The following is a 25,466-nucleotide window of genomic DNA, read 5'->3' as shown; positions in this document are numbered from 1 at the left end:
ATGATCCGCAGAGGCGTCGGATCGGTGGTGACGTGACGGCGGGCCCGGATGGTGCTGCTGTCCGCGCAGGGCATGCCGGTGGGGAAGATCACCGAGGTGTCGTTCACCAGCGATGACCGGGTCCGGGATGTGATCCACAACTTCAACGCCGACGGCTTCGAGTCGCTGTATCCGAAGTACAAGGGTGGCCGGCCGAAAACGTTCACACTGCCCCGAGCGGCGCGAGATCAAGAAGATCGCGAAGTCCAAGCCGACCGAGCACGATCTGCCGTTCTCGACCTGGAGCCTGTCCAAGCCGGCGGACTTCCTGGCGGCCGAGGGGGTGGTCGACGACATCAGCCACGAGGGCCTGCGCACCCTGCTCCGCGAGGAGGGCGTCTCCTTTCAACGCCTGAAGACCTGGAAGACCTCCCACGATCCGCACTACGCGGCCAAGAAGGCCCGAGTCGAGCACCTCTACGCGATCGCCCACGGCGAGGTCGTACCCGAGGACGACGAACCCGAAATCATTTTCTGCACGGACGAGTTCGGCCCGCTCAACCTGATGCCCCACCCGGGGCCGGCAGTGGGCCGAGCACGGGGCAAGCACAAGGACCCCGACCGCGAACCACGCCGACGGAGGCGGGCGACCTACAACCCTACGGCGGAGTGCGACACCTGTTCGCCGCACTCGACCTGGCCAAGGACAAGCTCTACGGCCACATCAAACCGGTCAAGAGACGCACCCAGTTCCTGGAGTTCTGCCGCTACCTGCGGACGCTCTACCCGCCAGAAGTGCGGATTGCGATCGTGGCCGACAACTTCTCACCGCACCTGACCACGAAGAAGTGCCGGCGGGTCGGCACCTGGGCGGCGGCCAACAACATCGAGATCGCCTACACGCCGACCAACAGCTCTTGGCTCAACCGGATCGAAGCCCAGTTCACGGCCATGCGCTACTTCACCCTTGACGGCACGGATCATGCTGACCACAAGGAGCAGGGCAGCATGATCCGCCGTTACATCATCTGGCGAAACCGCCACGCCTACGACCGGCACCTACGCATCCTCGTCGACAGGGCAAACGTTGCCTGATGCGGCACTAGTTAGCGCAGCGCGCCCAGAGCGGCGGACGCGGACGAGAGCACCGCACGCGCCCCAGAGCGGCGGACGCGGACGAGAGCGCCGCGCGAGGCATCAGAGTGGCGGACGCGGACGAGAGCACCGCACACGTCCCAGAGCAGCGGACGCGGACGAGAGCACCGCACGCGGCTCAGAGTGGCGGACACACCCGGCAGCGGCCGATGCGCACGCAAGCAGCGCAACACACCTCAGAGCAACCGATACGGATGAGAGCACCGCACGCGCCCCAGAGCGGCGGACGCGGACGAGAGCACCGCACGCGCCCCGCGGCGGACGCGGACGAGAGCGCCGCACGCGCCCCAGAGCGGCGGACGCGGACGAGAGCACCGCTCACACCCGAGGGCAGCCGACACGCACGCGGGCAGGGCAATGCGCCCCAGAGCAGCCAATACGGACGCGAGCAGCGCACGCACCCGAGAGCAGCCGACACCGACGAGAGCACCGCACGCACCCGAGAGCGGCGGAGGCGGACGAGAGCGTCGCACGCAGCTCAGAGCGGCTGGACACACCTGAGAGCACCGCTCACCCCCGAGAGCAGCCGACACGCACGCGGGCAGGGCAATGCGCCCCAGAGCAGCCAATACGGACGCGAGCAGCGCACGCACCCGAGAGCGGCAGACACGGACGAGAGCACCGCACACAGCCGAGAGCGGCCGACACCGACGCGAGCAGCGCAACGCACCGCGAGCACGGCACGCGCCCCAGAGCAGCGGACACCGACACGAGCACCGCTCACACCCGAGAGCAGCGAACGCGGACGCGAGCAGCGCACGCACCCGCGAGCGGCGGACGCGGATGAGAGCACCGCACACGTCCCAGAGCGGCCGGGCCGCAGGGGTTGTGCCTGCCCGCGGCGCCGTCGCTTCGGTCAGGCGAAGCCTGCGACCGGGCGGGGGGTGTAGGGGCGTTCGAGTTGGTCGATCTCGGCTTCGGTCAGGGTCAGTGACAATGCCGCCACCGCGTCCTCGATGTGGGTCGGCTTGCCGGCACCGATGATCGGCGCGGTCACGCCGGGGCGCGTCGCGAGCCAGGCGAGGGCCACCTGGGCGCGCGATACGCCGCGTTCCTCGGCGATCGTGGCGACCGCCTCGACGATCGGCCGGTCCGCCTCGCCGTACAGGGTCTTCCCGAACTCGTCGGTCTCGCTGCGCGCGCTGTCCGCGCCCCAGTCGCGGGTGAGCCGGCCTCGGGCCAGCGGGCTCCACGGGATGACGCCCACCCCCTGGTCGGCGCACAGGGGCAACATCTCCCGCTCCTCCTCGCGGTAGAGCAGGTTGAGGTGGTTCTGCATCGAGACGAATTTCGTCCAGCCGTGGCGCTCGGCGGTGTACTGGGCCTTGGCGAACTGCCATGCGTACATCGACGAAGCCCCGATGTAGCGGGCCTTGCCCGCCTTGACCACGTCGTGCAGCGCTTCGAGTGTCTCCTCGATCGGGGTCGCGGTGTCCCAGCGGTGGATCTGGTACAGGTCCACGTAGTCGGTGCCGAGCCGGCGCAGCGAGTTGTCGATCTCGGTCAGCACGGCCTTGCGGGACAGGCCGGCCGCGTTGGGTCCGGGCCGCATCCGGCCGTTGAGCTTGGTGGCGATCACGATCTCGTCGCGTCGGGCGAATTCGCCCAGCGCGCGGCCGACGATCTCCTCGCTGGTGCCGTCCGAGTAGACGTTCGCCGTGTCGAAGAAGTTGATCCCGGCCTCGACGGCCTGCCGGATCAGCGGCCGGGCCGCCTCCTCGGGCAACGTCCAGGGGTGCGTGCCGCGCTCCGGCACGCCGTAGCTCATGCAGCCGAGACTGATCCGCGAGACGTCCAACCCCGTGTTGCCGAGCTTTACGTACTTCATCCCGTGCCGTCCCTTTCCGCACCCTTGCAAGCCTCGAACCTTCGTGCCGCCCCGCCGGGCACCGGCAGTTCGCCGTACACCGGCCGCGCGAATCGTGCGAACCGCGCGACCGCCCGGCCGTCCAGCCGCCCGACCGCCCGACCGCCCAGGCAACGGCACCCGCCCGCCGCGCCCGCCGCTCCGCGCAGCGACGATCACGAAGATATCCCGCGCGGCGACCGCCCCCGTGAACGGTCGCCGCGCATGGGCCGTCCGCGCATTTCGCGCAGGGGCCGGCCCGAGGGTGCGCCCGGTCAGGCCGGCAGGCCGTCGCGGCGGTTGCGGGCGAGGACGGACAACAATTCGTAGCCCACGTGCGCGGCGGCGATGCCGGTCAGTTCGGCGTGGTCGTAGGCGGGCGCGACCTCGACGATGTCCGCGCCGACGACGTCCAGGCCGACCAGTCCGCGTAGCGTGTTGAGCAGTTCGCGGCTGGTCAGGCCGCCCGCCTCCGGGGTGCCGGTGCCGGGTGCGTGGGCCGGGTCGAGCACGTCGATGTCGACCGAGACGTACACCGGTCCGGTGCCCAGTCGGCGGCGCATGCGTTCCACGACGGAGGCCACCGTGGCGTCCTGGTAGTCGTCGCTGTGCACGACCTGGAAGCCCAACACGCCGTCCTCGCGCAGGTCGTCGGGGCCGTACAGGGGTCCGCGGATGCCCACGTGCAGGCAGCGGGTCGGGTCGAGCAGACCCTCCTCCGACGCCCGGCGGAACGGCGTGCCGTGGGTGTACGGCTCGCCGAAGTAGGTGTCCCACGTGTCCAGGTGCGCGTCGAAGTGCACCACCGCGACCGGGCCGTGCTCGGCGGCCACCGCGCGCAGCAACGGCAGCGCGATGGTGTGGTCGCCGCCGATGGTCAACAGCCGGGTGCCGCGCGCCGAGAACGCGCGCGCGGCCTGCTCCAGGTCCGCGATGGCGGCGCCGATGTCGAACGGGTTGACCGCGATGTCGCCCGCGTCGGCGACCTGTTGCTCGGCGAACGGCGAGACGTCCAGGGCCGGGTTGTAGGGCCGCAGCAGCTTGGAGGAGGCGCGTACGTGCGCGGGGCCGAATCGAGCGCCGGGTCGGTAGCTGACGCCGCTGTCGAACGGGACTCCGACCACCGCGACGTCCACGTGCTCGACCTCGTCGGCGCGCGGCAGGCGCGCGAAGGTCGCGGGTCCCGCGAAGCGCGGTACGCGCGTGGCGTCGATGGGGCCCTGAGGAGCGCCGGTCATCGCTCGGTCCTTTCGGTGGTGCGGTCGTTCGAGACTGTGGCGGTGCGCTCATCCGAGGCAGTAGTGCCGCGGTCGTCCGAGACTGTGGCGGTGCGCTCATCCGAGACTGTGGTGCCGCAGTCGTCCGAGGCAGTGGTGCCGCGGCCCTCCGAGGCAGCGACGGCACGGTCGTTCAGGGCAGCGGTGGCAAGGTCATTCGAGCCCGCGACGTCCTGTGAGCCCCCGGCGTCGTTCGAACCCTCGGCCGTACGCGCGTCCGCGTCCACGGCGCCGTCCGAGAGGACACCGGCGCGGCCATCCGAGGCGGCGACGGCAGCCCGATCGCCCGAAGCCCCGCCCGCGCGACCGCCCGAAGCCACGCCCATGCGACCGCCCGAAGGCACACCCGTGCGATCCCCCGAAACCCCGCCCATGCGACCGCCCGAAGCCCCGCCCATGCGATCGCCCGAGGCCGCACCCCGGTCGGACGTGGGAGTCAGGATCGACCCGTACAGCTCGGGTCTGCGGTCGGCGAACACGTCGTTGTGTGCGCCGATTCGCTTGTCCCGGGCGTCGGTGAGCCGGCAGCGGGCGAGCAGCAGGTGTTCGGCGTCCTCGGCGGGCGGGCCGGCGAGCGGGAAGCCGTCCGGGTCGACGATGATCGAGCCGCCGACCCACGAGGTGCCGCGTTCGGGGCCGGCCCGGTCGCACGCGGCGATGAAGACCCGGTTCACCGCGGCGTCGGCCTGCACCCGGATGTCCTCCGCGGGCCGCTCGCCGGCGGGCCTGGGGGCGTACGGCCAGTTCACCGGCGCGCACAGCAGGTCCGCGTCGCGCAGCGTCGCGGTGCGCACCCATTCGGGGAACTCCACGTCGTAGCAGACCAACACCGCGATCCGACCCACGGCGGTCTCCACCACGGGCGGCAACTCGTGTCCCGGGACGAACAGCTCCGCCTCCCGGCCCCACAGGTGCACCTTGCGGTAGCAGGCGCGTACCCCGCTCGGGTCGACCAGCACCGCCGAGTTGCGAATCGCCCCGTCGGCGTCCCGCTCGGCGAAGCCGCCGACCACGATCAGGTCGTGCCGCCGGGCCGCCTCGACCCAGCCGGTCACGGTCGGCCCGTCCACCGGCTCGGCGAGCGCCGCCGCCTCGGCTGCGTCGCGCAACACGTAGCCGCTGTTGACCAGTTCGGGCAGCACCAGCACGTCCGCACCGGCCGCCGCGGCGCGTTCGATCGCGGCCAGCGCGGCTCGGCGATTACCCGCCACGTCGCCCACGGACAGCGCGAGTTGCGCGCAGGCGACCAGGGTCTCCGTCACGTCACACCCCCAACGGCGCGTCCGCGCCTTCGAGTTCGGCCTCGCTCGCGCGTTCCGCGGCGCGTTCGGCGGTCAGGTCCAGGTCACGGCACAGCCACGCGTACAGCGCGCCGCCGACCAGCAGGCCGACCGCGAAGGACAGGTCCGCGCCGTCGAGCGCGTCGGCCACCGGGCCGGTGAAGAAGCTCGTCTTGAAGAACGGGATCATCGCCGCGAAGCCGACCGTGTAGGCGGTCAGACCGCGCCAGGACCAGCGGCCGTAGATGCCGCGCGGGTCGAAGATCGCGGTCACCGCGTAGTGGCCGCGACGAACCAGGTAGAAGTCGACCAGATTGACCGCGGTCCACGGAATGAGGAAGTACAGCATCATGAGCACGAAGTCGTTGAAGCTGCCCAGGTAGTCGTCCGGGAGCACGATCGCGACCACGAAGACGATCGCCTCGATCGCCACGATCCCGGCCACCCGGACCCGCACCGTCGGCCGCACCGGGCGGAAGGCGTCGATCGCGCTGGTCGTGGTGAGCATCGCGCCGTACGCGTTCACCGCCATGATGCTGATCAGCGCGAGCGAGGAGACCAGCACGGCGAACGTGCCGAAGCCGGGCACGATGTCGTTGCCCACCCGACGAACCGCGCCGATCGCGTCCGGGTCCGGCAGCGCCGATGCGAGCAGTGCGCCCAGCGACATGAGCCAGGCGGCGGAGCCGGCGGCGCCCGCGTACGTCCACCAGATCACCTTGCGGGCGGGTACGTCGGCGGGCAGGTAGCGGGAGTAGTCGGAGACGTAGACGGCGTAGCTGATCTGGTAGCCGGCCGCGCCGGAGAAGACCACCAGGAACGCGGTCCAGGACATGCCGCCGCCGCCCGCGGGCGTGGCCACGTCGAGGTTGACCATCGCGCCGATGCTGAGCACGCCGAAAACGGCGATCAGCGCGTACGTCAGCCAGCGCTGGACCAGGTGCAGCAGGTCGTGGCCGACCACCGCGAGCACGATGGCGATCGAGATCAGCACCGCGTACCACAGCGTCGAGCCGCCGGGCAGCACGGTCTGGAGGCCCTCGGTGGCCAGCACCACGTTGAAGACGTTGAAGCCGACGTAGACGAACACGACCGCGACGAACGGGACGATCGCGCCGCGGATGCCGAACTGGGCGCGGGACTGGATCATCTGCGGCAGGCCCATCCGCGGGCCCTGGTTGGCATGGAACGCCATGAAGAACGTGCCGAAGCACGCGCCGAGCACCACGGCCAGCACCGACCAGCCCAGGCCCAGGCCGAGGGCGGGGCCGATGAAGCCGGTGACCATCGTGGTGAGCACGAAGTTGCCGGTGAACCAGAAGGGCCCCTGGTGCCACACCTTGCCGTGCCGCTCCCGAGCCGGGACGTAGTCGATCGACCGGGTCTCGATGGCCACGCCGCCCGCGCGCCCGGCGGCGTCGGCACGCCCGGCGTCGGCACGGCCGGCGGCATCGGCGCGACCGGCGGCATCCCCGCGCTCGGCGGCGTCGGGTCGCAGACCGGCGGTGACCGGGCCGGGCGCCGCGGCGCCGACGGTGGAGCGGGCGGCGGAGCCGCCGGTGGCGGGGGCGGCGCGCGGTGGCCTGGTGGCGTCCATGGGCTCTCCTGCGGTCCGGTGTCCCACGCGGCCGGCCCGGTGTCCTGCGCGGCGCGGTCGACGCGCCGGGGACGACGGTCGGTGGGACGACGCGTGGTCGGTAGGACGACGCGTGGTCGGTGGTGTGACGCTTGAAGGTACGCCCGGTTAACAACCGTAAACGATCGATATCATGTCGAATCTGATCCGGATGGGTGGACACTATGTCCATGCCCCCGTCGCCCACGCCACCGTCGTCGTCAACACCCGCTTCGCCCGCACCCGCTTCGCCCACACCCGCTTCGCCCACACCCCCGCCGACCACTCCCCCCGCCACCGCGTCCCCCGCTCGATCCACGATGCCCGATTTCTCCGGCGTGTTGCGGATCGCCGACCTGGTCGCCCTGCCCGACCTGCACCTGGCGGTCGTTTCCGGGGCCGAGCTTCTGGATCGGCGGGTCGAGGCCGCGCACGTGTCCGAGCTGCTCACCCCGGGCCACTGGCTCCAGGGTGGCGAGCTGCTGATGACGATCGGCCTGCTGCTGCCGATGACCGATGCGGATTGCGCCGCGTACGTGCGCGACGTCGCGGGCGCGGGCGCATGTGCCCTGGTGCTGGGCCTGGGCCGGGAGCTGCCGCACCAGCGGGCGCCGCGGCCGCTGATCCGGGCCGCCCGGGCGGCCGGCCTGCCCCTGCTCACCGTTCCCGACGAGGTGCCCTTCATCGCGGTCACCAAGGCCGTGTTCGAGGCCAGGGCCGCCCGGCAGCGGTTGGCCCTGGAGCACGCGTTCGAGGCGCAGCGCCGGTTGACCAGCGCCGCCGCCTCCGGCAACGGGGTGCTGGCCACGCTGCGCGCCTGGCGGGCGGCGACCGGGGTGGATGCGATCGTCGCGGACCCGGTGGGCCGGTTGGTCGCGGACAGTCTGGCCGGCCCGCCCGAGGCGCCGGGAGCCGACGGCTCGGCGGACGCGGTGGCGCTGTTGGCGGCGAGCGCCGACCTGATCCGCCGGGTGGCCGCGCGGGGTCTGCACGGCAGCGGGAGCAGCAGCGACGCGGAGGGGGTGCGGCTGGAGGTGCAGCCCCTGGGTGCCCGACGGCTGCGCGGGCTGCTGGTACTGGCCGGTCCGGTCGAGTCGGCCGCCCGGCTGCTGGTGTCCGGGCTGGTGTCGCTGTTGTCCCTGGAGTTGGAGCGCCGGCACCTGGCCGACGAGCCGGGCCGGCGACGGCGGGCCGCGCTGCTCGGCCGGTTGCTCGCCCCGTCCACCACCGCCGAGCAGGCGCGTGACGTGCTGGCCGCCGCGGGACTGGCGGCGGACGAGGTGCGGGGAGTGGTGGTGGGCCCGGCCGCCGATCCGGCGCGGGTGGACCCGGCGGGCGCGGACACCGCGCAGGCCGACCTCGCCGAACTCGCCGCCGACCTTGCCCTGGCCCTGCCCGGCGGTCTGGTCCGGGTGGCGGGCGGTGCGGTGGAGGCGGTGTCGGGTGCGGAGCTGGACGTACGGGCCGTGCTGGGCCGGTTCGCGCCCGGTCGGCCGGCGGGCATCGGTCCGGCGACCGGCCCGGAGGCGGCCGGGTCCTCGATCCGCCAGGCACGCGGCCTGCTCGCGGTGAGCCGGGCCGCCGGGCAACCGGTGGAGGCCCGGCACGGTGCCGCGAGCAGACTGTTGCTGGGCCTGGCCGACGCCCGCACGCTCGCCGGCTACGCGGACGCCGTGCTGGGACCGATCGACGCGGCCGATCCGGGCGGCGAGTTGGCCGCGACGCTGGCCACGTGGTTGGAGACCGGTGGCTCCTGGGACGAGACGAGTCGCCGCCTGGACGTGCATCGGCATACCGTGCGCAATCGCGTGGACAAGGCGATGCGCCTGACCGGCCGGCGCCCGGAGGACGGCGACGATCGCTTCGATCTGTGGCTGGCGGCCCGCATCCGCCGCGACAGTCCGAGCTGATCGTGCGCCGTCCTCGGGCGCCGTCCCATCGCTACCCGACGACCCTGCGCACCCTGTGCGAGGCCGGCCTGGACTCGGACGACGGGGTCGACGGCGTCGGTGCGGCCGAGGTGTCGGCGCCGCCACGTACCAACAGCCGCTCCAGCGCGAAGCTGCCCGAGCCGAACACCACGATCAGCAGCAGCGACCAGCAGAACATCACGGATGCCTCACCGCCGTTCTGGATCGGCCACAGGTCGAGCTTCTGGTGCTCGGTGAAGTAGGCGTAGGCCATCGAACCGGACGACACGAACGCGGCGGCCCGGGTGCCCAGGCCGAGCAACACCAGGCCGCCACCCACGAGTTGAATGACGGCCGCGTACCAGCCGGGCCAGGTGCCGGCGGAGAGGGTGCCCCGTCCGCTGTCCGGGAAGCCGAACAACGAGGCGGTGCCGTGGCAGGTGAAGAGCAGCCCGACGACGATACGGAACAGGCCCAGTACATGGGGCTTGGCGGATTCGATGACGGCGTGCGGAACGGGTGACATCGGACGGCTCCTGGGGGGACGGAGTGCGGGAGATTGGTCCAGACCAGTTTCGACAGCCCTTCCGCGAACGGACAATGGCGCGCTCCGCAACCGGCACAAAGTGGCAAGCGGCCCGAGTGGACACCATCGGGCGAACCGAGCACCCTTCGCCGACCGACCGACGACGAGTGGCGACCAAACGCCGACTGACCGACGACCGACCGACCGACGACCGACCGACGACCGACTGACGACCGAGTACCGATCGGGCACCGGCCGAGTGCCGCGCGCGGTGGCGACCGAGTGCGGCCGCGGTGCCGACCGGGCGCCGACCGTGCGCCGATCGGGCGCCGATCAAGTGCCGATCGTGGTGCCGACGCTCGAAGTGAGAGTTGCAACAGGGTCGCAACGACAGCCAAGTTTCGTTTGACGTTCGGTGGATTCGCAGGGACAGTGTGTGTGCGCACCGATGCGAACAGTTGCCCTACCCGCGATCGGGCGTTTCCTGGTCGACCCCGCACCCCCTTGCGAGGAGTGATCCGTTCATGGGCGTTTTTGCGTCGAAGGCTCGCGGCCGAACGATCCCGGAACGGTCGGCGCGCTGTCCGAGGACGCCGTTTCGGGACGCGCACACCGTTGGCTCGGGCGGGAGTTCACCCCGAATGAGCCGGTTCCCGCACACGGGCTAGCCGATTCGCTCCGCCCCCGGTCGGCCTTGACGCGCGGGCGGACGGCCGCCGGTCGAGACCCCGAACCGGTTCGCCTCGGCAACCGGCGCAAGGCGATCGGACCGTCTCCCAAACGGAAGCGGAAGTGCCGCTACCGGCCGCTCCGATCGCGTTCGGACCGCCCGACCCGGGCGCGGCCGGCATCGCCCCGGGCCGAGGCCGGCACGGAGACCGACCTCCGACCACGCGCCCGATCGACCGCGTCCGCCCCGCGTAGTGGACCGCCCCTCGGGTCCACCGCCGTCGCATCTCCCCTCCCACCGACCATCGTTCAGGGATCCCAGCCCGTGTTGCGATTACTTCGCCGTCACCCTCACGTCGCCGACGCGGCCCGATCCGGTCGCCGCGGGCGGCACCTCCCCGCGCGCGCCGGCCGGCCCGCGCGGACCGCTGCGAGCACCCGCCCGCACCCCCCGGTGGGCACCTGCGCGCAACTCGCGTCCGGGCGGCGCCCGTTCGCCTGCGCCCGAACCCGCCGCCCCGGTCCCGGGAGCGAACGCGGATGAAGATACGTCCCTTCCGCTCCCGAATCACCGGCTCCGCGGACATCGGCCCCGGCGCCGGCCCCGACCCGAACCTCGGCCCCGGTCCGACGGGCACCCGCCACACGAGCACCGCCCCCGGCCCCGACGGCGCAGGCCCCACCAACCCGGGCCCCACCGACCCGGGCCGCACGAACCCAAACCCCGGCCCCACGCACCCGGGCCCGACCCACCCCGCCATGGACACCCCGAGCCCAGGCCCCACAGCCGCGACCTCCGTGCCGCGTCCGCCGTTTCGCATCCGGCTCGCCGCCCGGATCCGCCCCCGGGTGCGCGGCCTGATCACCCTCATGGTCGTGGTGCCCTCCGCGGGCATGGTGTTCTTCGCCGGATCCGCGATCCTGACCTTGGTCGAGCAGGCCCAGGCCGCCGACCACGCGCACGATCTGGTCGGTGTCTCGGCCGAAGCAGGCGAGGTGGGTCGCCGGCTCCAGGCGGAGAGTGCCGCCGCGGTGACCCTGCTCTCCCGTGGTCCCGGGCCGATCACCAGCGCCGACTACCGCACCGCGATCGACGCGAGCGAGGCCGCCGTACGCCGCTACCAGGACCGCCGCCGCGACCTGGAACCCGTCTCCACCGGCGAACGCGACGCGCTGGCCGCCGTGGACACCGCGCTGCGCGGCCTCCCGGGCCTGCGCACCCAGGTCGACCAGCGGGGCGTGGCCACCTCGGCGGCGGCGGTGCGCTACTGGGCCTGGATCGGCACCACCGTGGACCTGCGCGCCCGGGTCGCGCTGGACCCGGGCGTGTCCACCGGCACCGCCGGCCGACTGCGCGCGATCACCGCACTGGCCCAGGCCCGTGCCGCGCTGGGCCAGGAACAGGTCACCGTACTGCGCTCGTTGGGTGCCGGCCCGCTGGGCGGCCCGGTGCTCAAGGCGGCCTCCACCGCCCGCGCCGCACACGATCAGGCCCTGGAGGCCTTCGCGGTGACCGCGCCCACGAGTTGGCGGGACCGGCTCGCCCGGGCGCTGGCCGGTCCCGAGATGATCCGGGTCGCCCAGACCGAGGACGCACTCGGCCGCGCCACGCTCGAAGCCGACGTCTGGCGGGCCGCCCTGGCCGAACGCGCCGACCGGCTGTGGTCGGTGGAGCAGCGGGCGGACGCCGACGTCGCCCGCGAGGTGGCCGACCTGACCGGCGACCGGTGGTGGCTGGCCGGCGTCCAGGGTGCGGTGCTCATCGGCGCGGTGCTCGCCGCCGCGGCGGCTGCGGCCTGGCTCGGCCGACTGCTGCACCGCCGGTTGCAGACCCTGGCCGAGCGGGTCACCGTGATGACCCAGAAGACGCTGCCCGCGGTCGAGGCCGACCTGCGCCGCCGCGACGCGCTGGCCCCGCACGAGAGCGGCCGGGCGTACGCGGTCAAGATGCTCGGCACGGAGCCGGACCGCGAGCGTGGTGCCGACGAGATCGCCGACCTGGCGCGGGCGCTGACCCAACTCGCCTACAGCACGGTCGAACACAGCGCATCGCTGGTGCTGGCCCAGCGCGAGTACAACGACGCGCTCGGCGACGTCGCCCGGCGGATCCGGGTGCAGACCAGCCGGGTCAGCAGCGCCCTGGACCGGCTCCAGGCCTCCAACCTGACGGTGGATCAGCTGGGCACCGTGTTCGAGGTGGACCACGGCAACGAGGGCACCAAACGGCTCGCCGACTCGATCGCGGTACTCAGCGGGCAACCGCCGAACCGGTTGTGGCCGGACACCCCGCTGTACGAGGTGGTCCGCGCCGGCGCCCAGCGGGTGACCAACTACGAGCGACTGCCCGACATCGCGTTCAAGGGCATTCCCACGTCAGTCACGCTCGCGGGCGACACGGTCGGCGCGGTGACCCAGATCATCGGCGAGATCGTCGACAACGCGGCTCGCTTCTCCGGTCGGCACGAGGTGGAGATCACCGCCGAACGCACCGAGGCGGGCGTCCTGGTGCGGGTGCGGGACCAGGGAGTGGGCCATCGCGAACCGGAGTTGCTCAACCGGCGGCTCCGCGCCGACGTGGACGCACTGCCCTCGCTGCGCCAGACCGGCCTGACCGTGGTCGCCCTCCAGGCTCGTCCGCTGGCCATCGAGGTGGAACTGCAACCGGGCGAGGACGGCGGCACGGTGGCCGAGATCGTGCTGCCGCACACGATCATCGCGTCGGTGGGCCGGCACCGACGCCGGGTGGAGCACGTCGCCCGGCCGCTCGCGGCACAGGCCGGTCCCGCCCGCCCGATCGCCCTGGGATCCGGCCTGAACGGCGCCACCGCGAACGGCATCGGCGCGAACGGCGTCGGCGCAAGCGGCGCGGGCACGAACGGCGTCGGCGCAACCGGCCCGGGCGGGAACGGCAACGCCGCCAACGGCAACGCCCCGTACGCCGGCGGCGCCGATCCGAGCGCCACCGGCCCGATCATCGGCGGCCCGCTGCCCGCCGACTACGCGCCCGAGTTGACCGCGCAGGGCCTCCCCCGCCGCGAACGCCGCACCGCGCAGGCGGCCCACTTCCGTCGTACCGCCCCACCCACCCGTGACATCGCGCAGGCCAGCGCCGCCGCCGCCTCGTTCGGGCGCGGCGCCCGCGACCTGCCCTTCACCCGGACCCCCAAGGAATCCCCATGACCGAGCCCGCCGTCGACCAGAGCGTGCTCGACGACTTCATGCGCCAGTTCGTGCACGACCACGCCCCCGACGTCCTGCACGCGGTCGCCGCCAGCGGTGACTCGCTGCTGGTCGCCCAGGCCGCACTGCCCGGTCGGATCCGCACCGACGAGGCCGCGCAGGCGGCGTGGATCGCGAACGCCGAGAAGATCGCCTCCAGCGCGCCCGGAGCTCTGCTGATGCAGGACTACAGCGCCGACCTGATGGGCCTGGGTCCGGTCAGCGTGCTGATGTCGCAGGCCGAGCACGGCCTGCTGCTCACCATGGGCAACACCAGCCCGGGCCCGGACGGACAGGTACACCCCTCGGCGCTGATCGTGGCGACCACCTGGAACGCCGACGTCGGCAACCTGATCCGGGCGATGCACGCGCTGATGGAGCGCGTGGGCCCCTCCCTGACCCCGCTCGCGCGCGGTCGCGGTCTCCAGCCGCAGCCCGCCCGCATGCCGGCTCCCAGCCGGGTCTTCTGACCCCACACACCCGGCTGTCCCTCCCGGACGACCCGGCAATCCGACCCGGTCGTCCGGAGTATTCGCGCGCCCGGCCCACCGGCCGCCCCGGCGCATCCGCCCCGCCCGGCTTCCCCGCGCCCCGGGACCGCGTTCCCGAGACCCCGTTCCCGAGACCGCGCTCCGCGTCGTCGCGCGACCCAGCCGGCAGTCCCATCCGGAGTTCGTACCCGAATCGCCGAACCTGCCGAGAGAGAGACGGACATGCGCAGCAGCACCCGTAGACGGATCCGCAGCACCCGCACCCCCCTGGCCATCGCCACCGGCTTACTCCTGGTGTTGTCGGCGTGCTCGGGCAGTGCGGCCGGCGACGACAAGGGCAAGGGATCCGACGCCGTCGCCAAGATCGGCCTGCTCACCCCCTCGACCGGCCCGTACGCCGCGGTGGGCGAGGACACCCGCGCCGGCCTGGAGCTGTACCGCGACACACACGGCGGCAAGCTCGGCGGGCTCAAGGCGGACATCGTGGTGCGCGACGAGGGCGCGGGTCCGCCGACCGCGGTCCCCGCCGCGACCGAACTGGTCAAGCAGCAGAACGTGTTGGCCATCACCGGCATCGTCAGCGGCGGCAGCGTGGCCGGTGTGCTGCCGTTGGCGGCCGCCAACAACACGGCGCTGATGGGCGTGGCCGGTCGGCCCGAGTTCCCCGATCCCAAACTCACCGCGCACGTCTGGTCGTTCAACACCCAGTCCTACGAGGCCGGCGCCGCCGCCGGTCCCTGGGTCAAGGAACACGTCAACGGCCCGGTCTATGCGATCGGCCCGGACTACCAGGGCGGCTGGGACCAACTCAAGGGCTTCACCGAGTCGTTCACCAAGGCCGGCGGCACGCTGGCCAACCCGGAGGGGAAGACCACCTTCACCCCGTTCCCGGGCACCCAGAACTTCCTGCCCTACCTGAACAAGATCGCGCAGAGCGGCGCCAAGGCCGTCTACGCGTTCTACGCGGGTACCGCGGCGGTCGACTTCGTCAAGCAGTACAAGAACTCCGAGGCCGCCAAGCTCCCGCTGTACGGCAGCGGGCCGCTCACCGAGGGCCGCCAACTCGACGCACAGGCCGACGCCGCGGCGGGCATCACCACGTTCGCCACCTACGGTGCGGACCTGGACAACCCGGCGAACCGGGCCTTCGTGGCCGCCTGGCAGCAGCGCCACCCGGACCGCAGCCCGACCATCTACGCGGTCGCCGCGTGGGACATCGCCCGCTCGCTGGACACCGCCATCGCCGCGGTCCGCGCCGAGAAGAAGACGCTCACCCCCGAGGCGGTGAACGCCGCGCTGGGCAACGTCGGACAGATCGACAGTCCACGCGGAGTCATGCAGCTGAACCCGGCCACCCACTCGCCGGTACAGCAGTGGTACCGCTTCGAGGTGCGCAACGACGGGCCCAAGCGGGCCAACGTGGCGGTCGAGCAACTCGCCGTCCTCGGCGGCTGATTCGTCCGCCCCGAACATATCGTCCATACCCGAGGAGTTGCTCTTGTACGCGTTCGCCGAAGCCGACGACATCACCTTCCAGTTGGAGACCCTGCAGGACCTGCTCGACCCCAGCACCCGCATGGTGCTGGACTCGCTCGACGACCCCACCGGCCAGGAATGGCTGGAGATCGGCCACGGTCTGGGCAGCATCGCCCGCGAGTTGTCCCGCCGGATCGGCCCGACCGGCGTCGTGCACGCCACCGATCTCGACGCGCGTGCGATCCCGGCGCCCGCCGACGGCGCGCCGATCCGCACCTTCCCGCTGGACCTGCGCACCGACGAACTGCCGCGCCGCCCCTACCGGGGCATCCACGGGCGGCTGGTCCTGCTCCATATACCCGAGCGCCGGGACATCCTGGCGCGTCTGGTCGACGTGCTGGAGCCCGGCGGCGTCCTGGTGATCGAGGACTGGTACTGCCCCGAGCCGCCACGCGTGCTGGCCTGCGCCGACCCCGCGGACGAGAAGGTGTTCACCGAGGTCGTGGCGGGCGTGCTCGCCGTCCTGCGCAGCCGCGGCGCCGACCTGGAGTGGGCGGCGGCGACCAAGGACGCCTTCGTCGAGGCGGGCCTGACCGACGTGCGGGTCACCCGCACCGACGCGGACTGCGCCGGCCCCGGCCTCGCACACCGCCTCTACGCGTGCAACGCCCGTCAGCTCCGCGGGCAACTGATCGAGCTGGGCATGGACGAGGACCTCCTGGACCGCTTCCAGGAGGTCGCCGCCCAACCGGGTCTGGTCACCACCGGCTGGCGGCTGATCTCCACGATCGGCACCAAGCCCGACACACGCTGACGCGACGCCCGGTCCTCGGCCGCCCCGCCCGCGGGGCCACCGAGGACCGGGTCCGGCCGACCACCGGGCCGGCCGGTCCACATCGACCGCTGTCGGCAGTCGTTCCTGCGAAGCCGCGAGGTACGTGTCGTGCCCCGCCGACGCCGCGCCCGGCGCCGCTCCGGAGACGGCGGTCGGCCCCGGCGTCCTCGATCAGCCGGTGATACTGACCGTGACGGACAACAATTCGGGAACGGTCGCCGTGAACTCGGGAAGAAGGTGTAGGGCGACGGCCCAGTGCTCGGGGTCGGCGCGGTCGAACCCCAGATCGGCCATGATCGCCAGAACCTGCGTACGGGCCGACGGCCCGGCGTCGGCGGCCGGGGTGCCGGCCGCGATGGGCCTGGTCAGGAATGGGACGACCGAGCTCGCCGGGGTGCCGACGCGGATCAGGTCCTCGGTGTGCAGGCGCCCGTCGTCCAGGGCCGCGTTCACCCACTCGACGTCGAGCATGCGGGAGGGCAGGGGCGTGCGGGAGAGGAAGGCGGCCAAGAGCGGGCGCGGGCAATCCGCGCGTTCCACCAGTGCTTCCAGCAGCCGCGGCGGCAGGGGTGTTTCGCGATCCACGGCGACGAGGTGGTCCCAGGGCAGGTCGATGCCGTATTCGGCTTCGACGTGCTCCAGGCGTTCCGCCGCTCCGCCGCGCAGCAGGTAGCGGGTCACGGCGTCCGGCGTGCGGGCGGCGGCGAGGGCGTCCCGCAGCAGGGCCTGCCCCGTTTCGGGTGAGGCCTGCGCTCGGCGCAGCAGAGTGTGGGTCGCGGGCGGGAACGGGTGTTTCGCGGCAGGCCGGCGGCCGGGAAATTCGGTCTCGATCAGCAGAGCCGCGACCGCGTCGGGCCCGTGGCGTCGCCACAGGCCGATGGCGGCGCGGATCCGGCCGGCGTCGGTGTGCAGCCTGGTCCGGCCGAGCATCGCCCGCACGAGCGCCGGGTCGCCCGAGTCGAGGGCGGCGAGCAGCCAGTTGCGGCGCGTTGCGGGACTCGTCCTGGCCAGGAGGTCGACGAGCGCGGGGCTGATCGCGACGACACGGTCGCTCCCGTCGCGGGGCCGTCCGGCGCATATGCGGACGCGTTCTTCCTGCGCGATGGCACCGAAGTCGTACAGGTGGGCGTTGACTTCGGGGTCGTCGAGGTCGAGCAGTCCGTGCACGACATCCGCGGGCATCTCCCAGTGCGCGGCGTTGGCGAGCGCGACCGGGGTGCCGCCCACGGTGTACAGGTGTGCGCGGACCGCCGCGGAGAGCGGGTAGTAGACGGTGAGGTGCTGGATCGCCCGGGGGTCCAGCGCGGGGATCACGGCCCGCTGCACGGGCTCGGGGGCGGCGGCGAGGAGGACGTAGAGCCGGGTGCGTCCTCCCTCGGGGGCCTCGGCGGGGAACTTCGCCTCCAGGGGCTTGGTCCAGGTCGCCGGGCTGCCCGTTGCCCGCTGCGCGGAGGCCTGTTCGACCGCCGCCGCGACCAACTCCCGGCAGGTTCCGCGGAAGCGGGCGACGAGTTTGTACAGACAGACCCAGGCTTCCGGGTCGTCGCCCAGGGGGGCCACGAGCCGCGACACCGCCGGGGCGAGGGCGGGCGGCAGCGGCCCTCGGTAGGGACCGGATCCGGCGTCCACCGCGTCGGTGTCGGTGCCGGCCCGTCGGGGCGACAGCCGGTGCAGGGCGTGCAGGACCTCGCCGGCGGGGGCGGCGATGTCCAGGACGTGGTCGATGGCGTACCAGCCGGCGCCGATGCCGTGGACCAGGAGCGCCGCCAGGTCCCCCGGGGTCTCCGGCGGGAGTGCTGCGGAGAGCGGCACGGGCCCCAGTCGGCAGGCGCCGGACGTGTGGATCCCGTCGCGGACGGCCGCCGCCATGATCTCGGGCGGGCATCCCGGGTGCCGCGCGAGTTCGATCTTCGCGCGTGCGCTGTACGGGTCGCGTGCTTCCTCGGCGCGCACCGTGTCCCAGTCGACATCCCCGGGAGCGCCGTTCTTCGCGCCGAACCGCAGGCCGACCAGCCACGCGTCGTGGTCGGGACGCGGCTGCGGACGGCCGCCGAGATCGGTCCGGAGGTCGCGCAGCGCGGACACCGGGTCGGCGGCCTCGGCGGCCGCACGCAGGGCGGTGGACGGTCCGTAGTGGCCCGGTCCGTCGTCGCTTTCGGGCAAATCCCCTGCCAGAGAGACGAGTTCGTCGCGTCCGGCGGCGGGGTCCAGCGCGGTCAGGATGCGCAGCGCGCAGTCCACCACCAGCCACGGCGGCAGGTACGGGGCCAGTCGGCACACCGCGTTGCGGACGACCTCGGGGAACGGCGCCCACAGCGCGGACCGCAGGAGGTCTTCCGGCATCTGCCCGTCGATGAACCGGTCGGCGACTTCGGTACGCCAGGCAGGGTCGGCCGGGTCGGCGGACGCCCATACCGCGGCCCGCGTCCGGTCGTCGCGGCCGCGCGTCGTCAACAGCGCGTAGCCCACGACGGGATCGCCGCGGCGGGCCAACTCCCGGGCCACGTCCTCGTCGAGGTGGTCGTTGGCCGCGTACCGGGCGAGCAGGTCGCGGTCGCCCGACGCGAGCACGGCTTCGGACAGGGCCCGCGGCGGCGGTTCGTAGGTGGCGTCGAGTGCGCGCAGCGTCTCGGTCTTCAGCCGCTCCGGGAGCTTGGCCGCCGTCTCCTCGGGTGCCAGCCGGTAGGCGGCGTACAACGCGATCCGGGACACCGCCGACGTCTCGTATTCGTTCACCGGGACAGTGTGACGGCGGGGTGGGACACGACGTGGTGCGCCCGTCGGGCCAGGGCCCGAGCCTGGAACCTGCCGGAGGCGAGCCGCTGGTGTGGTGACCGAATCGGGTTCGCGGTGTCGGTGTGTCGTGTGTGTGCCGTACCACACCGTCCGGACCCGACGGCTCCACGCGCATTTGCCGTGGCGCAACGCGAACGCCCGCCGACTGGAGTACTCGGACGCTTCGGTGGGGCGGCGAGGTGCCGTGCCGGGCGCCGTGGTGGGGCGAACGTTGCCGGGCGCGGCGCTACAGCTCGCGGATCGGCTCGCCGGCGAGGAACGCGATGATGTCCTCGACCGCGTCGGTGTAGGCGAGGGTGTAGTTGCCCTGGGTCGCGTAGCCGATGTGCGGCGTGAGGATGGTGTTCGGGGCGGTCAGGATCGGGTCGTCGGCGGGGATCGGCTCCACCGGGTGCACGTCCAGGGCGGCGCCGGCGATCCGGCCCTCGCGCAATGCGGCGAGCAGTGCGGCCCGGTCCACGATCGGGGCGCGCGAGGTGTTGATCAGGTACGCGGTGGGGCGCATCAGGGCCAGTTCGCGCGCGCCGACCAGGGACCTGGTCCGTTCGCTGTAGCGCACGTGCACGGAGACGAAGTCGGCCTCGCGGAAGAGCTCTTCCTTGTCCACCGCCGTCACGCCGCCGACCGACGCGGCCTGCCCGGCGGTGAGGTTTTGGCTCCAGGCCAGCACCCGCATCCCGAACGCGGCGCCGATCTTGGCCACCCGCGCGCCCAGCTTGCCGAGACCGATCAGGCCCAGAGTGGATCCGGCGAGGTCCAGGCCGACCCCGGCCTGCCAGCCGCCGGCCCGCAGGCTCGCCTCCTCCGCGCCGGTCCGCCGGGCCAGTTCGAGGATCAGCGCCCAGGTCAGCTCGGCGGCCGGATGCGGCAGCAGACGCGTGCCGCACACGGTGACGCCTCGGGACCGGGCCGCCTCGACGTCGATCGCGGCGTTGTGCGTTCCGGTGGTGATCAGCAGCCGGAGGCCGGGCAGTCGGGCGAGCAGTTCGGCGGGGAAGGGGGTGCGTTCGCGCATGGCGATCACCGCGTCGAACGGCTCCAGTCGCTCGACCAGTGCGTCGGTGTCGCTCACGTGGTCGGGGAAGAACGCGATCTCGGTGTCGTCCGGCAGCTTCCGCCAGCAGTCGAGTGCGGCGCCGGGCCCTTGGTAGTCGTCGATGACCGCGACCCGAAACACGTGTGACCTCCGCATCCGGCGATCGCCGGATGCGGATCACCCGGTCGGACCGTCCGGTCGACCCTACCCGGCAGGTCAGCCGAGGGCGCTCAGGCCCTTCTGCAGGTCGTCCAGGTTCATCACCGGCTTGACAGTGAGCTTGGCGCCCAGTTCGAAGAACGGCTCGGCGATGCTCGGCAGTTGCGACGAGTCCTGCATGTCGAACACGAGCATGCACGTACGGTCGCCTTCGAAGGCGGTGAAGTAGGCCGCCTCCGGGTGCAGGCGCTCGACGACGCCCTGGATGATCTTGGCCAACGACCCGTCCGCGACCGCCTTGTTGCCGATCTCGGTGTCCATCCGTGCCTGGAGGAACATGCGCATCGATCTCACCCGATCCCGGTACGGACCGTGCTCGGCGCTCACCCGGAGCGCTCGTGGGGACCCGGTCGCGTACCCTTCCACCCTCCTCCCGGGCACCGGCCCGCGCAAACCCGTCGCAACCCTTTCAGGGCCCGTGGGAAACACCCGGCGAGCCGTGCACCGACCCCGTGCACCGGCTGTGCGCCGGCCCGCCCGGACACCCCGCACCGCGTACCCCGAACGCGCGCGGACGCCCGGCGAACCCGCGCACCGGTCCGCGCGAAGCCGCTCGAAGCGGGATCCGCGTACCGGCGTCGCAGTCGGGTATGCGAAAGGTATGAGTGCGCGACATCGCGCTCCGACCAAGCGCCCTCCCGGTAGCGAGGCGGCCCACCCGCGCAGTGACCTCCCCGCCCGCCGGGCCATGTCCCGGATCGCACTGCCCTTCTTCGTGATCGGCTGCGCACTGTGCGCGCTGGCGGCCACCGCCGATGTCACCCAGGCGGTACGCACCCTGTGGATCGTCGCGGCGATCGTCTGCGCGGTGACCGCGGTGATCGCCTGGATCGACCTGATGGTCATCGCCCGCCGGATGCGCGCCGAGCGCACCGGGCCCACGCGGGATCGGTGAGCGGCCGGCGGCGGGCAGGACGCGCACCTCGGCGATCGACACCCGGCGGTCGGGCGTGGTCGCGGTCGGCAAGCGACGTCCCGATCAGTGGGCGATCGGCAGCGGGCGCGCGGATGCGACCGGGCGAGCCGGTTCGGTGTGTGCGGTCTCCTCGGTGTGGCCGACCCGCCAGTAGCCCATGAAGGCGATCGAGCGGTGGTCCATGCCGCGCTCGTCCTTGAGGTGACGGCGCAGCGCCCGCACCCGACCGGCCTCGCCGGCCAGCCAGGCGTAGCCGTGGTCGACCGGCAGGTGGGCCTCCCGAACCGCGTCCAGAAGCCGGTTCTCCGCGTGGGGCGCGTCGTCGCGATGGATCCAGTCGACGCGCACCCCGGGCGGCGCCGCCAGGTGTTGGCGGTCCGCCTCCGAGGCCACCTCGACGAAGACGTGACCGCGTGCGTCGGAGGGCAGCGACTCGACGATGGACCCAATCGCGGGCAGCGCCGCGTGGTCGCCGGCGAGCAGCAGCCGACGGCCGGCGGGCGGCTCGAAGCTGTAGCCGCCGTTGCGCTCGGCGGTCGGCCCGAGCAGTTCGATGGCGTCGCCGGGGCGGGCCGAGCGAGCCCAGCGGCAGGCGGGCCCGCCCGGCTTGTGCAGCGCGAAGTCGATGTCGATCTCGACCGGGTCCGACCGGTGCGCCCGCACGGTGTAGGTGCGCTGGTACGGCCGGTCGGCCTCGGGGATCCGGGTCCACGCCTCGCGCCAGGTCAGGTCGTCCCGGGTGACCCGGCACGCGGGTCGGCCCTCGCGCGGGACGAAGAGCTTGACCCGTTGGTCGGGACCGCCCGGGACGAAGTCCGCCAACCGCGGGCCGGTGAGGGTGATCCGGGTGGCGTTGCGGGTGATCGGCGTATTGCGGACCACGGTGAGCTGGAAGGGCCGGTAGAGCTGCGCGCGGCGTTCACGTTCGGTGGAGATTGGAACTCGCCCTCTCGGACACGGTCGACCACGGACGACCCGAGACGATGTCGGGGTTAGGTTAGCCTAACCGCACGCCTGCGGTGCGCATCGGGCGACACGCCTGGCGTACACCTCGTCGACCCACCCGTGGTGCCGGTCGGACGACCCGCCCGCCATGCCCGTCGACGACCTGTCGGGAGGGACCGAACAGCCCTGGGGCCGACCGGATTTGGTCGGCAAGTATGCCTACCCTAAGTTGTTGCGGGTCCGGGCCGTGGATCCGGATCGACGCTCCGGGTCGATGGTCCGGTTCGCCGTGCCCGGGTCGACGTGTCCGAGAGGGACCGATCACGCATGCGGCTGTACCTGCTCGCGCTCAACCCCACCGACTCGGTGACCGAGGGGTTCCTCCCCGCCGCCGGCCGCCTCGGGCTCGACGTCACCCTGCTCGCCGACCCCGCCCACGCGGGAGCCCACCGCGAACTGTGCGCCGCACTCCCCCGGGTCGAGGTGCTGGACTGCGACGTGCGCGACTTCCGCTCCGTGATCGACCTGATCGGCGCCGCGCACCGCCCGGACGCGGTGTTCACCAACAGCGACCACCTCCAGGTCCAAGCAGCCCTCGCGGCGGCCTACTTCGGCCTCCCCGCCAAGGACTGGACCGCCGCCCTGCGGGCGAAGAACAAGGCGCAGATGCGCCGCCGGCTCGCCGACACCGGCATGGAGACGGTGTGGGCCGCCGAACTGGCGCCCGAACAACCGGCCACCGACCTGCTCGCGCTCGCGCCGCCGTATCCGTGCGTGCTCAAACCTCGCGAGGGCGTCGCGGGCGAGGACGTGGTGCTGGTCGCGAACGACGCGGAACTGCTGGCGTGTTGCGCCGGGATCAGGTCCCGCCGACCGGCGGCGGCCCTGCTGGTGGAGGAGTTCCTGCCGGGTGAGTTGTACACCCTGGAGACCCTCGGCGACCGGCACGGCGTCCGGGTCCTGGGCGGCTTCCACACCCGGTTGTCGCCGCCGCCGTACTTCATCGAGACGCGCATGGACCTGGTACCCGAACCGCCGCCCGCGATCACCGCCGGGGTGCTGAGCCGACTCGACGCGCTGGGGGTGGGCTTCGGCGCGTGCCACACGGAATTCGTGGTCCGGGACGGGCGGCCCCGGATCATCGAGGTCAACTACCGTGCCATCGGCGACCGATGCGACCTGCTGCTCCGGGACGTGCTCGGCCTCCCGCTCTTCGAGCACATCCTGCGCGTGCACCTGGGCATCGACCTGCCCGCGGACCTGGGCGCCCGCACGGGCCGGCACGCCCGGGTGGACTACCCGTGCGCCGACCGCGCCGGCGTGCTCACCGCGGCCCCGGGGCGCGAGGACACGTTCCCGGGCGGTGGCGTCCGGATCGAGTACCACCCGCTGCGCGCGATCGGCGAACGGCACGAACTGCACCGGTCCAACCGGGACTACCTCGGGGTGCTGCGCACCTTCGGCGACGATCGGGACGCCGTGCACCGCGCGGCCGAGAAATTCCTGACCGACCGGCAGTGGAGCATCACACCGTGACCGGGGGCGCCGGCGACGCGTCCGTGCCCCGGGCCCGGGACAACCCCGCCCCCGTGGCGGCGCACCCGTTCGAGGGCGAACTGCTGTGCCGGGTCCTGGACACCGTGCTGCGCGAGGACGTTCTGAGCCTGCGGAGCACGGCCGTGCCGCTGTCCCGCCCGGACGGCATGTGGCTGCGGCTGACCCTGCGCGCCGGCCCGGGCGCGTGGCTGCTGCCGGTGCGCGCCGACGGTTTCCAATGCGAGTACGCGGCCCGGGAGCCGTTGCTGGTGGGCGAGCGCACCGGCACCCGGGTGACCGACACCGATCATCTGCTCGCGCTGCTGCGCGAGGCGGCCGACCCGCGGGACCGGTCCGGCTTCGACGACTTCGCCGAGGAGTGCCGGCAGGCGGCCCGGGCGGGCAGGCTGCTGGCGCGGACCGGCTCGGCCGTACACACGCGGCTCGCCGAGCGCCACGGCCCCGACCCGAGCACGTGGACCGGCCTCGACACCGGCCCGGCCCTGGACACGCTGGCCGCGCACGTCGATCATCCGCTCTACCCGACCGCCCGCGCCCGCTCCGGTCTGGCCGCGGCGGCGTTGCGCCGATACGCGCCCGAGCACCACCCGAGCTTCCGGCTGCGCTGGGCGCTGCTGCCGCTCGACGCGACGACGCGTACCGGGACGCTGCCCGCCTGGTGGCCGACCGCCGCCGAGCTCGGCCGCCCCGACCTGGACGCCGACCATCTCGCCCTGCCCGTACACCCGTTGACGTTCGACCGGCTCCCGGCACCGGCGGTGCGGACCGCCCTGGAGTACCCGGACGTGCGTCCGACGTTGTCGATGCGTACCGTCGCGGTGACGCACGATCCCACCGTGCATCTCAAGCTCCCGCTGCCCATCGCCACCCTCGGCCTGCGCAACCGGCGCACGATCAAGCCCGGTTCGCTCGTCGACGGCGCCGCCGGGCAGCGGCTTCTGGCCGAGGTGCTGCACCGGGAACCACGCTTCCGGGACCGGGTGTTGCTCGCCGACGAACAGAGCCACCTGCACGCGGGGCACGAGTTGCTGGCCGTGCTGGTGCGCCGCCACCCGCCCGACCTGGACGACGCCCTCGTGCTGCCGCTCGCCGCGCTGCTCGCGAAGGGACCGGACGGAGTCCTGGTGCTGGACCGGGTCGCGGATCGCTTCCACGGCGGCGACCGGTTCGCACTGCTCGACGCGTATCTCACCCTGCTGCTGGACTGGCAGACCACCTTGTACCGGTACGGCATCGCGCTCGAGTCACACCCGCAGAACGTCTCCCTGGTTTTGGCCGAGGGCCGCCCGGTCCGCCTGTTGTTCAAGGACAACGACGGCCCGCGGGTGTTTCCGGCCGGCTGTCCGCTGCCGCACGACGGGTTCGACGACGCACGCACGTACACCACGCACAAGGGCCCGCTCGCCGACGTGTTCGTCACGATCACCGTGCATCTGTGCGCCGGCGCCATCGCCTTCGCGCTGCCCGCGCCGGAACGCGACCGGCTGCTGCGGCTGGTGTACGACCGGCTCGATGCGCTGGCGGAGCCGACGTTGCGCCGCCTGGTGTTGGACGAGGAGCGCTTGCCGGTCAAGGCGATGATCACCGCCGGCACCCTGCTCAGCAAGCAACGCTCGGGCGCGGCGGACATCAACAAGCACTACACGAGTGGGCCGAACTATCTGCGCCGGGCGGCGAGTCGGAGATAGCGAACGCCGCCCCGCCCACCTCGAACCGGCG

The 25,466-nt window shown here is 72.8% G+C and carries 17 protein-coding genes and 1 pseudogene; 9 read left to right on the top strand and 9 right to left on the bottom strand.

Translation table 11 applies throughout. From position 1 onward, the window contains the following. Positions 1-48: 48 nt before the first annotated feature. Positions 49-1,074 (top strand): annotated as a pseudogene (locus ACIBM5_RS38005) (IS630 family transposase). Positions 1,075-1,990: 916 nt separating this feature from the next. Here ACIBM5_RS38005 and ACIBM5_RS38000 read toward each other — a convergent pair. The 4 genes from ACIBM5_RS38000 to ACIBM5_RS37985 all read right to left on the bottom strand — a co-directional run bounded on the left by ACIBM5_RS38000 (position 1,991) and on the right by ACIBM5_RS37985 (position 7,134). Next, positions 1,991-2,962, bottom strand: coding sequence for an aldo/keto reductase (locus ACIBM5_RS38000; protein WP_396011292.1), 972 nt, complete (start codon positions 2,960-2,962; stop codon positions 1,991-1,993). A gap of 293 nt (positions 2,963-3,255) precedes the next feature. Next, positions 3,256-4,218 carry an agmatinase gene (gene speB / locus ACIBM5_RS37995; RefSeq protein WP_391589873.1) on the bottom strand — a complete coding sequence of 321 codons (963 nt, stop codon included), beginning with the start codon at positions 4,216-4,218 and terminating at the stop codon, positions 3,256-3,258. Then, complete coding sequence (locus ACIBM5_RS37990) at positions 4,215-5,519, bottom strand: nitrilase-related carbon-nitrogen hydrolase (protein ID WP_396011291.1); 1,305 nt, start codon at positions 5,517-5,519, stop codon at positions 4,215-4,217. Before ACIBM5_RS37990 ends, speB begins: the two co-directional genes overlap by 4 nt. A gap of 1 nt (position 5,520) precedes the next feature. Further along, on the bottom strand, positions 5,521-7,134 hold the full coding sequence (locus ACIBM5_RS37985) for a purine-cytosine permease family protein (protein WP_396011290.1): 1,614 nt from the start codon (positions 7,132-7,134) through the stop codon (positions 5,521-5,523). Positions 7,135-7,472: 338 nt separating this feature from the next. Here ACIBM5_RS37985 and ACIBM5_RS37980 point away from each other — a divergent pair, with 338 nt between their 5' ends. Continuing rightward, positions 7,473-9,062, top strand: coding sequence for a PucR family transcriptional regulator (locus ACIBM5_RS37980; protein WP_396011289.1), 1,590 nt, complete (start codon positions 7,473-7,475; stop codon positions 9,060-9,062). 31 nt (positions 9,063-9,093) lie between these two features. Here the strand turns inward: ACIBM5_RS37980 and ACIBM5_RS37975 are convergent, their stop codons facing one another. Next, positions 9,094-9,588 (bottom strand): DoxX family protein, encoded by a 495-nt coding sequence (locus tag ACIBM5_RS37975; protein ID WP_396011288.1) that lies wholly within the window; start codon positions 9,586-9,588, stop codon positions 9,094-9,096. A gap of 1,428 nt (positions 9,589-11,016) precedes the next feature. Between ACIBM5_RS37975 and ACIBM5_RS37970 the strand changes: the two genes are divergently transcribed. The 4 genes from ACIBM5_RS37970 (at position 11,017) to ACIBM5_RS37955 (ending at position 16,257) form a co-directional block, all read left to right on the top strand. After that, entirely contained in the window at positions 11,017-13,437 is a 2,421-nt protein-coding gene (locus ACIBM5_RS37970; protein ID WP_396011287.1) for a nitrate- and nitrite sensing domain-containing protein, read from the top strand. Next, complete coding sequence (locus tag ACIBM5_RS37965) at positions 13,434-13,946, top strand: hypothetical protein (protein ID WP_391589867.1); 513 nt, start codon at positions 13,434-13,436, stop codon at positions 13,944-13,946. The genes ACIBM5_RS37970 and ACIBM5_RS37965 overlap by 4 nt, the downstream gene beginning before the upstream one ends. A gap of 243 nt (positions 13,947-14,189) precedes the next feature. Beyond that, positions 14,190-15,422 carry an ABC transporter substrate-binding protein gene (locus tag ACIBM5_RS37960; protein ID WP_396011286.1) on the top strand — a complete coding sequence of 411 codons (1,233 nt, stop codon included), beginning with the start codon at positions 14,190-14,192 and terminating at the stop codon, positions 15,420-15,422. Positions 15,423-15,465: 43 nt separating this feature from the next. Beyond that, positions 15,466-16,257 carry a class I SAM-dependent methyltransferase gene (locus ACIBM5_RS37955; RefSeq protein ID WP_396011285.1) on the top strand — a complete coding sequence of 264 codons (792 nt, stop codon included), beginning with the start codon at positions 15,466-15,468 and terminating at the stop codon, positions 16,255-16,257. A gap of 192 nt (positions 16,258-16,449) precedes the next feature. Here ACIBM5_RS37955 and ACIBM5_RS37950 read toward each other — a convergent pair whose 3' ends face one another. From ACIBM5_RS37950 to ACIBM5_RS37940, 3 genes are all read right to left on the bottom strand, one after another. Further along, positions 16,450-19,014, bottom strand: a complete 2,565-nt coding sequence (locus ACIBM5_RS37950) for a hypothetical protein (protein WP_396011284.1) — start codon at positions 19,012-19,014, stop codon at positions 16,450-16,452. Between the two features lie 286 nt (positions 19,015-19,300). Continuing rightward, positions 19,301-20,251, bottom strand: a complete 951-nt coding sequence (locus tag ACIBM5_RS37945) for a D-2-hydroxyacid dehydrogenase family protein (protein ID WP_396011283.1) — start codon at positions 20,249-20,251, stop codon at positions 19,301-19,303. 75 nt (positions 20,252-20,326) lie between these two features. Continuing rightward, positions 20,327-20,614: a hypothetical protein gene (locus ACIBM5_RS37940; protein WP_391589863.1), complete on the bottom strand. Its 288-nt coding sequence runs from the start codon at positions 20,612-20,614 to the stop codon at positions 20,327-20,329. 316 nt (positions 20,615-20,930) lie between these two features. Here ACIBM5_RS37940 and ACIBM5_RS37935 point away from each other — a divergent pair, with 316 nt between their 5' ends. After that, a complete protein-coding gene (locus tag ACIBM5_RS37935; RefSeq protein ID WP_396011282.1) occupies positions 20,931-21,224 on the top strand; it encodes a hypothetical protein in 294 nt (97 codons plus the stop codon). 84 nt (positions 21,225-21,308) lie between these two features. Here the strand turns inward: ACIBM5_RS37935 and ACIBM5_RS37930 are convergent, their stop codons facing one another. Continuing rightward, a complete protein-coding gene (locus ACIBM5_RS37930) occupies positions 21,309-22,127 on the bottom strand; it encodes a siderophore-interacting protein (protein ID WP_396011281.1) in 819 nt (272 codons plus the stop codon). Between the two features lie 390 nt (positions 22,128-22,517). On the opposite strand from ACIBM5_RS37930, the gene ACIBM5_RS37925 reads away from it, so the two are divergent. After that, positions 22,518-23,726: an acetyl-CoA carboxylase biotin carboxylase subunit family protein gene (locus ACIBM5_RS37925; RefSeq protein WP_396011280.1), complete on the top strand. Its 1,209-nt coding sequence runs from the start codon at positions 22,518-22,520 to the stop codon at positions 23,724-23,726. Further along, positions 23,723-25,435, top strand: coding sequence for an IucA/IucC family protein (locus ACIBM5_RS37920; RefSeq protein WP_396011279.1), 1,713 nt, complete (start codon positions 23,723-23,725; stop codon positions 25,433-25,435). Before ACIBM5_RS37925 ends, ACIBM5_RS37920 begins: the two co-directional genes overlap by 4 nt. Positions 25,436-25,466: the final 31 nt, after the last annotated feature.

Source organism: Embleya sp. NPDC050493 (genome assembly GCF_044458105.1).
In the GTDB taxonomy this organism is placed as follows: Bacteria; Actinomycetota; Actinomycetes; order Streptomycetales; family Streptomycetaceae; genus Embleya.
Note: the sequence above shows the minus strand (reverse complement) of the source record. Positions and strands in the feature narration are given on the sequence as shown.

Coding starts and splice junctions, on each gene's coding strand:
- ACIBM5_RS37975 (WP_396011288.1), bottom strand. CDS start 9,588: ATGTCACCCGTTCCGCACGCCGTCATCGAATCCGCCAAGCCCCATGTA.
- ACIBM5_RS37940 (WP_391589863.1), bottom strand. CDS start 20,614: ATGCGCATGTTCCTCCAGGCACGGATGGACACCGAGATCGGCAACAAG.
- ACIBM5_RS37980 (WP_396011289.1), top strand. CDS start 7,473: ATGCCCGATTTCTCCGGCGTGTTGCGGATCGCCGACCTGGTCGCCCTG.
- speB (WP_391589873.1), bottom strand. CDS start 4,218: ATGACCGGCGCTCCTCAGGGCCCCATCGACGCCACGCGCGTACCGCGC.
- ACIBM5_RS37985 (WP_396011290.1), bottom strand. CDS start 7,134: ATGGACGCCACCAGGCCACCGCGCGCCGCCCCCGCCACCGGCGGCTCC.
- ACIBM5_RS37970 (WP_396011287.1), top strand. CDS start 11,017: ATGGACACCCCGAGCCCAGGCCCCACAGCCGCGACCTCCGTGCCGCGT.
- ACIBM5_RS37965 (WP_391589867.1), top strand. CDS start 13,434: ATGACCGAGCCCGCCGTCGACCAGAGCGTGCTCGACGACTTCATGCGC.
- ACIBM5_RS37935 (WP_396011282.1), top strand. CDS start 20,931: ATGAGTGCGCGACATCGCGCTCCGACCAAGCGCCCTCCCGGTAGCGAG.
- ACIBM5_RS38000 (WP_396011292.1), bottom strand. CDS start 2,962: ATGAAGTACGTAAAGCTCGGCAACACGGGGTTGGACGTCTCGCGGATC.
- ACIBM5_RS37960 (WP_396011286.1), top strand. CDS start 14,190: ATGCGCAGCAGCACCCGTAGACGGATCCGCAGCACCCGCACCCCCCTG.
- ACIBM5_RS37925 (WP_396011280.1), top strand. CDS start 22,518: ATGCGGCTGTACCTGCTCGCGCTCAACCCCACCGACTCGGTGACCGAG.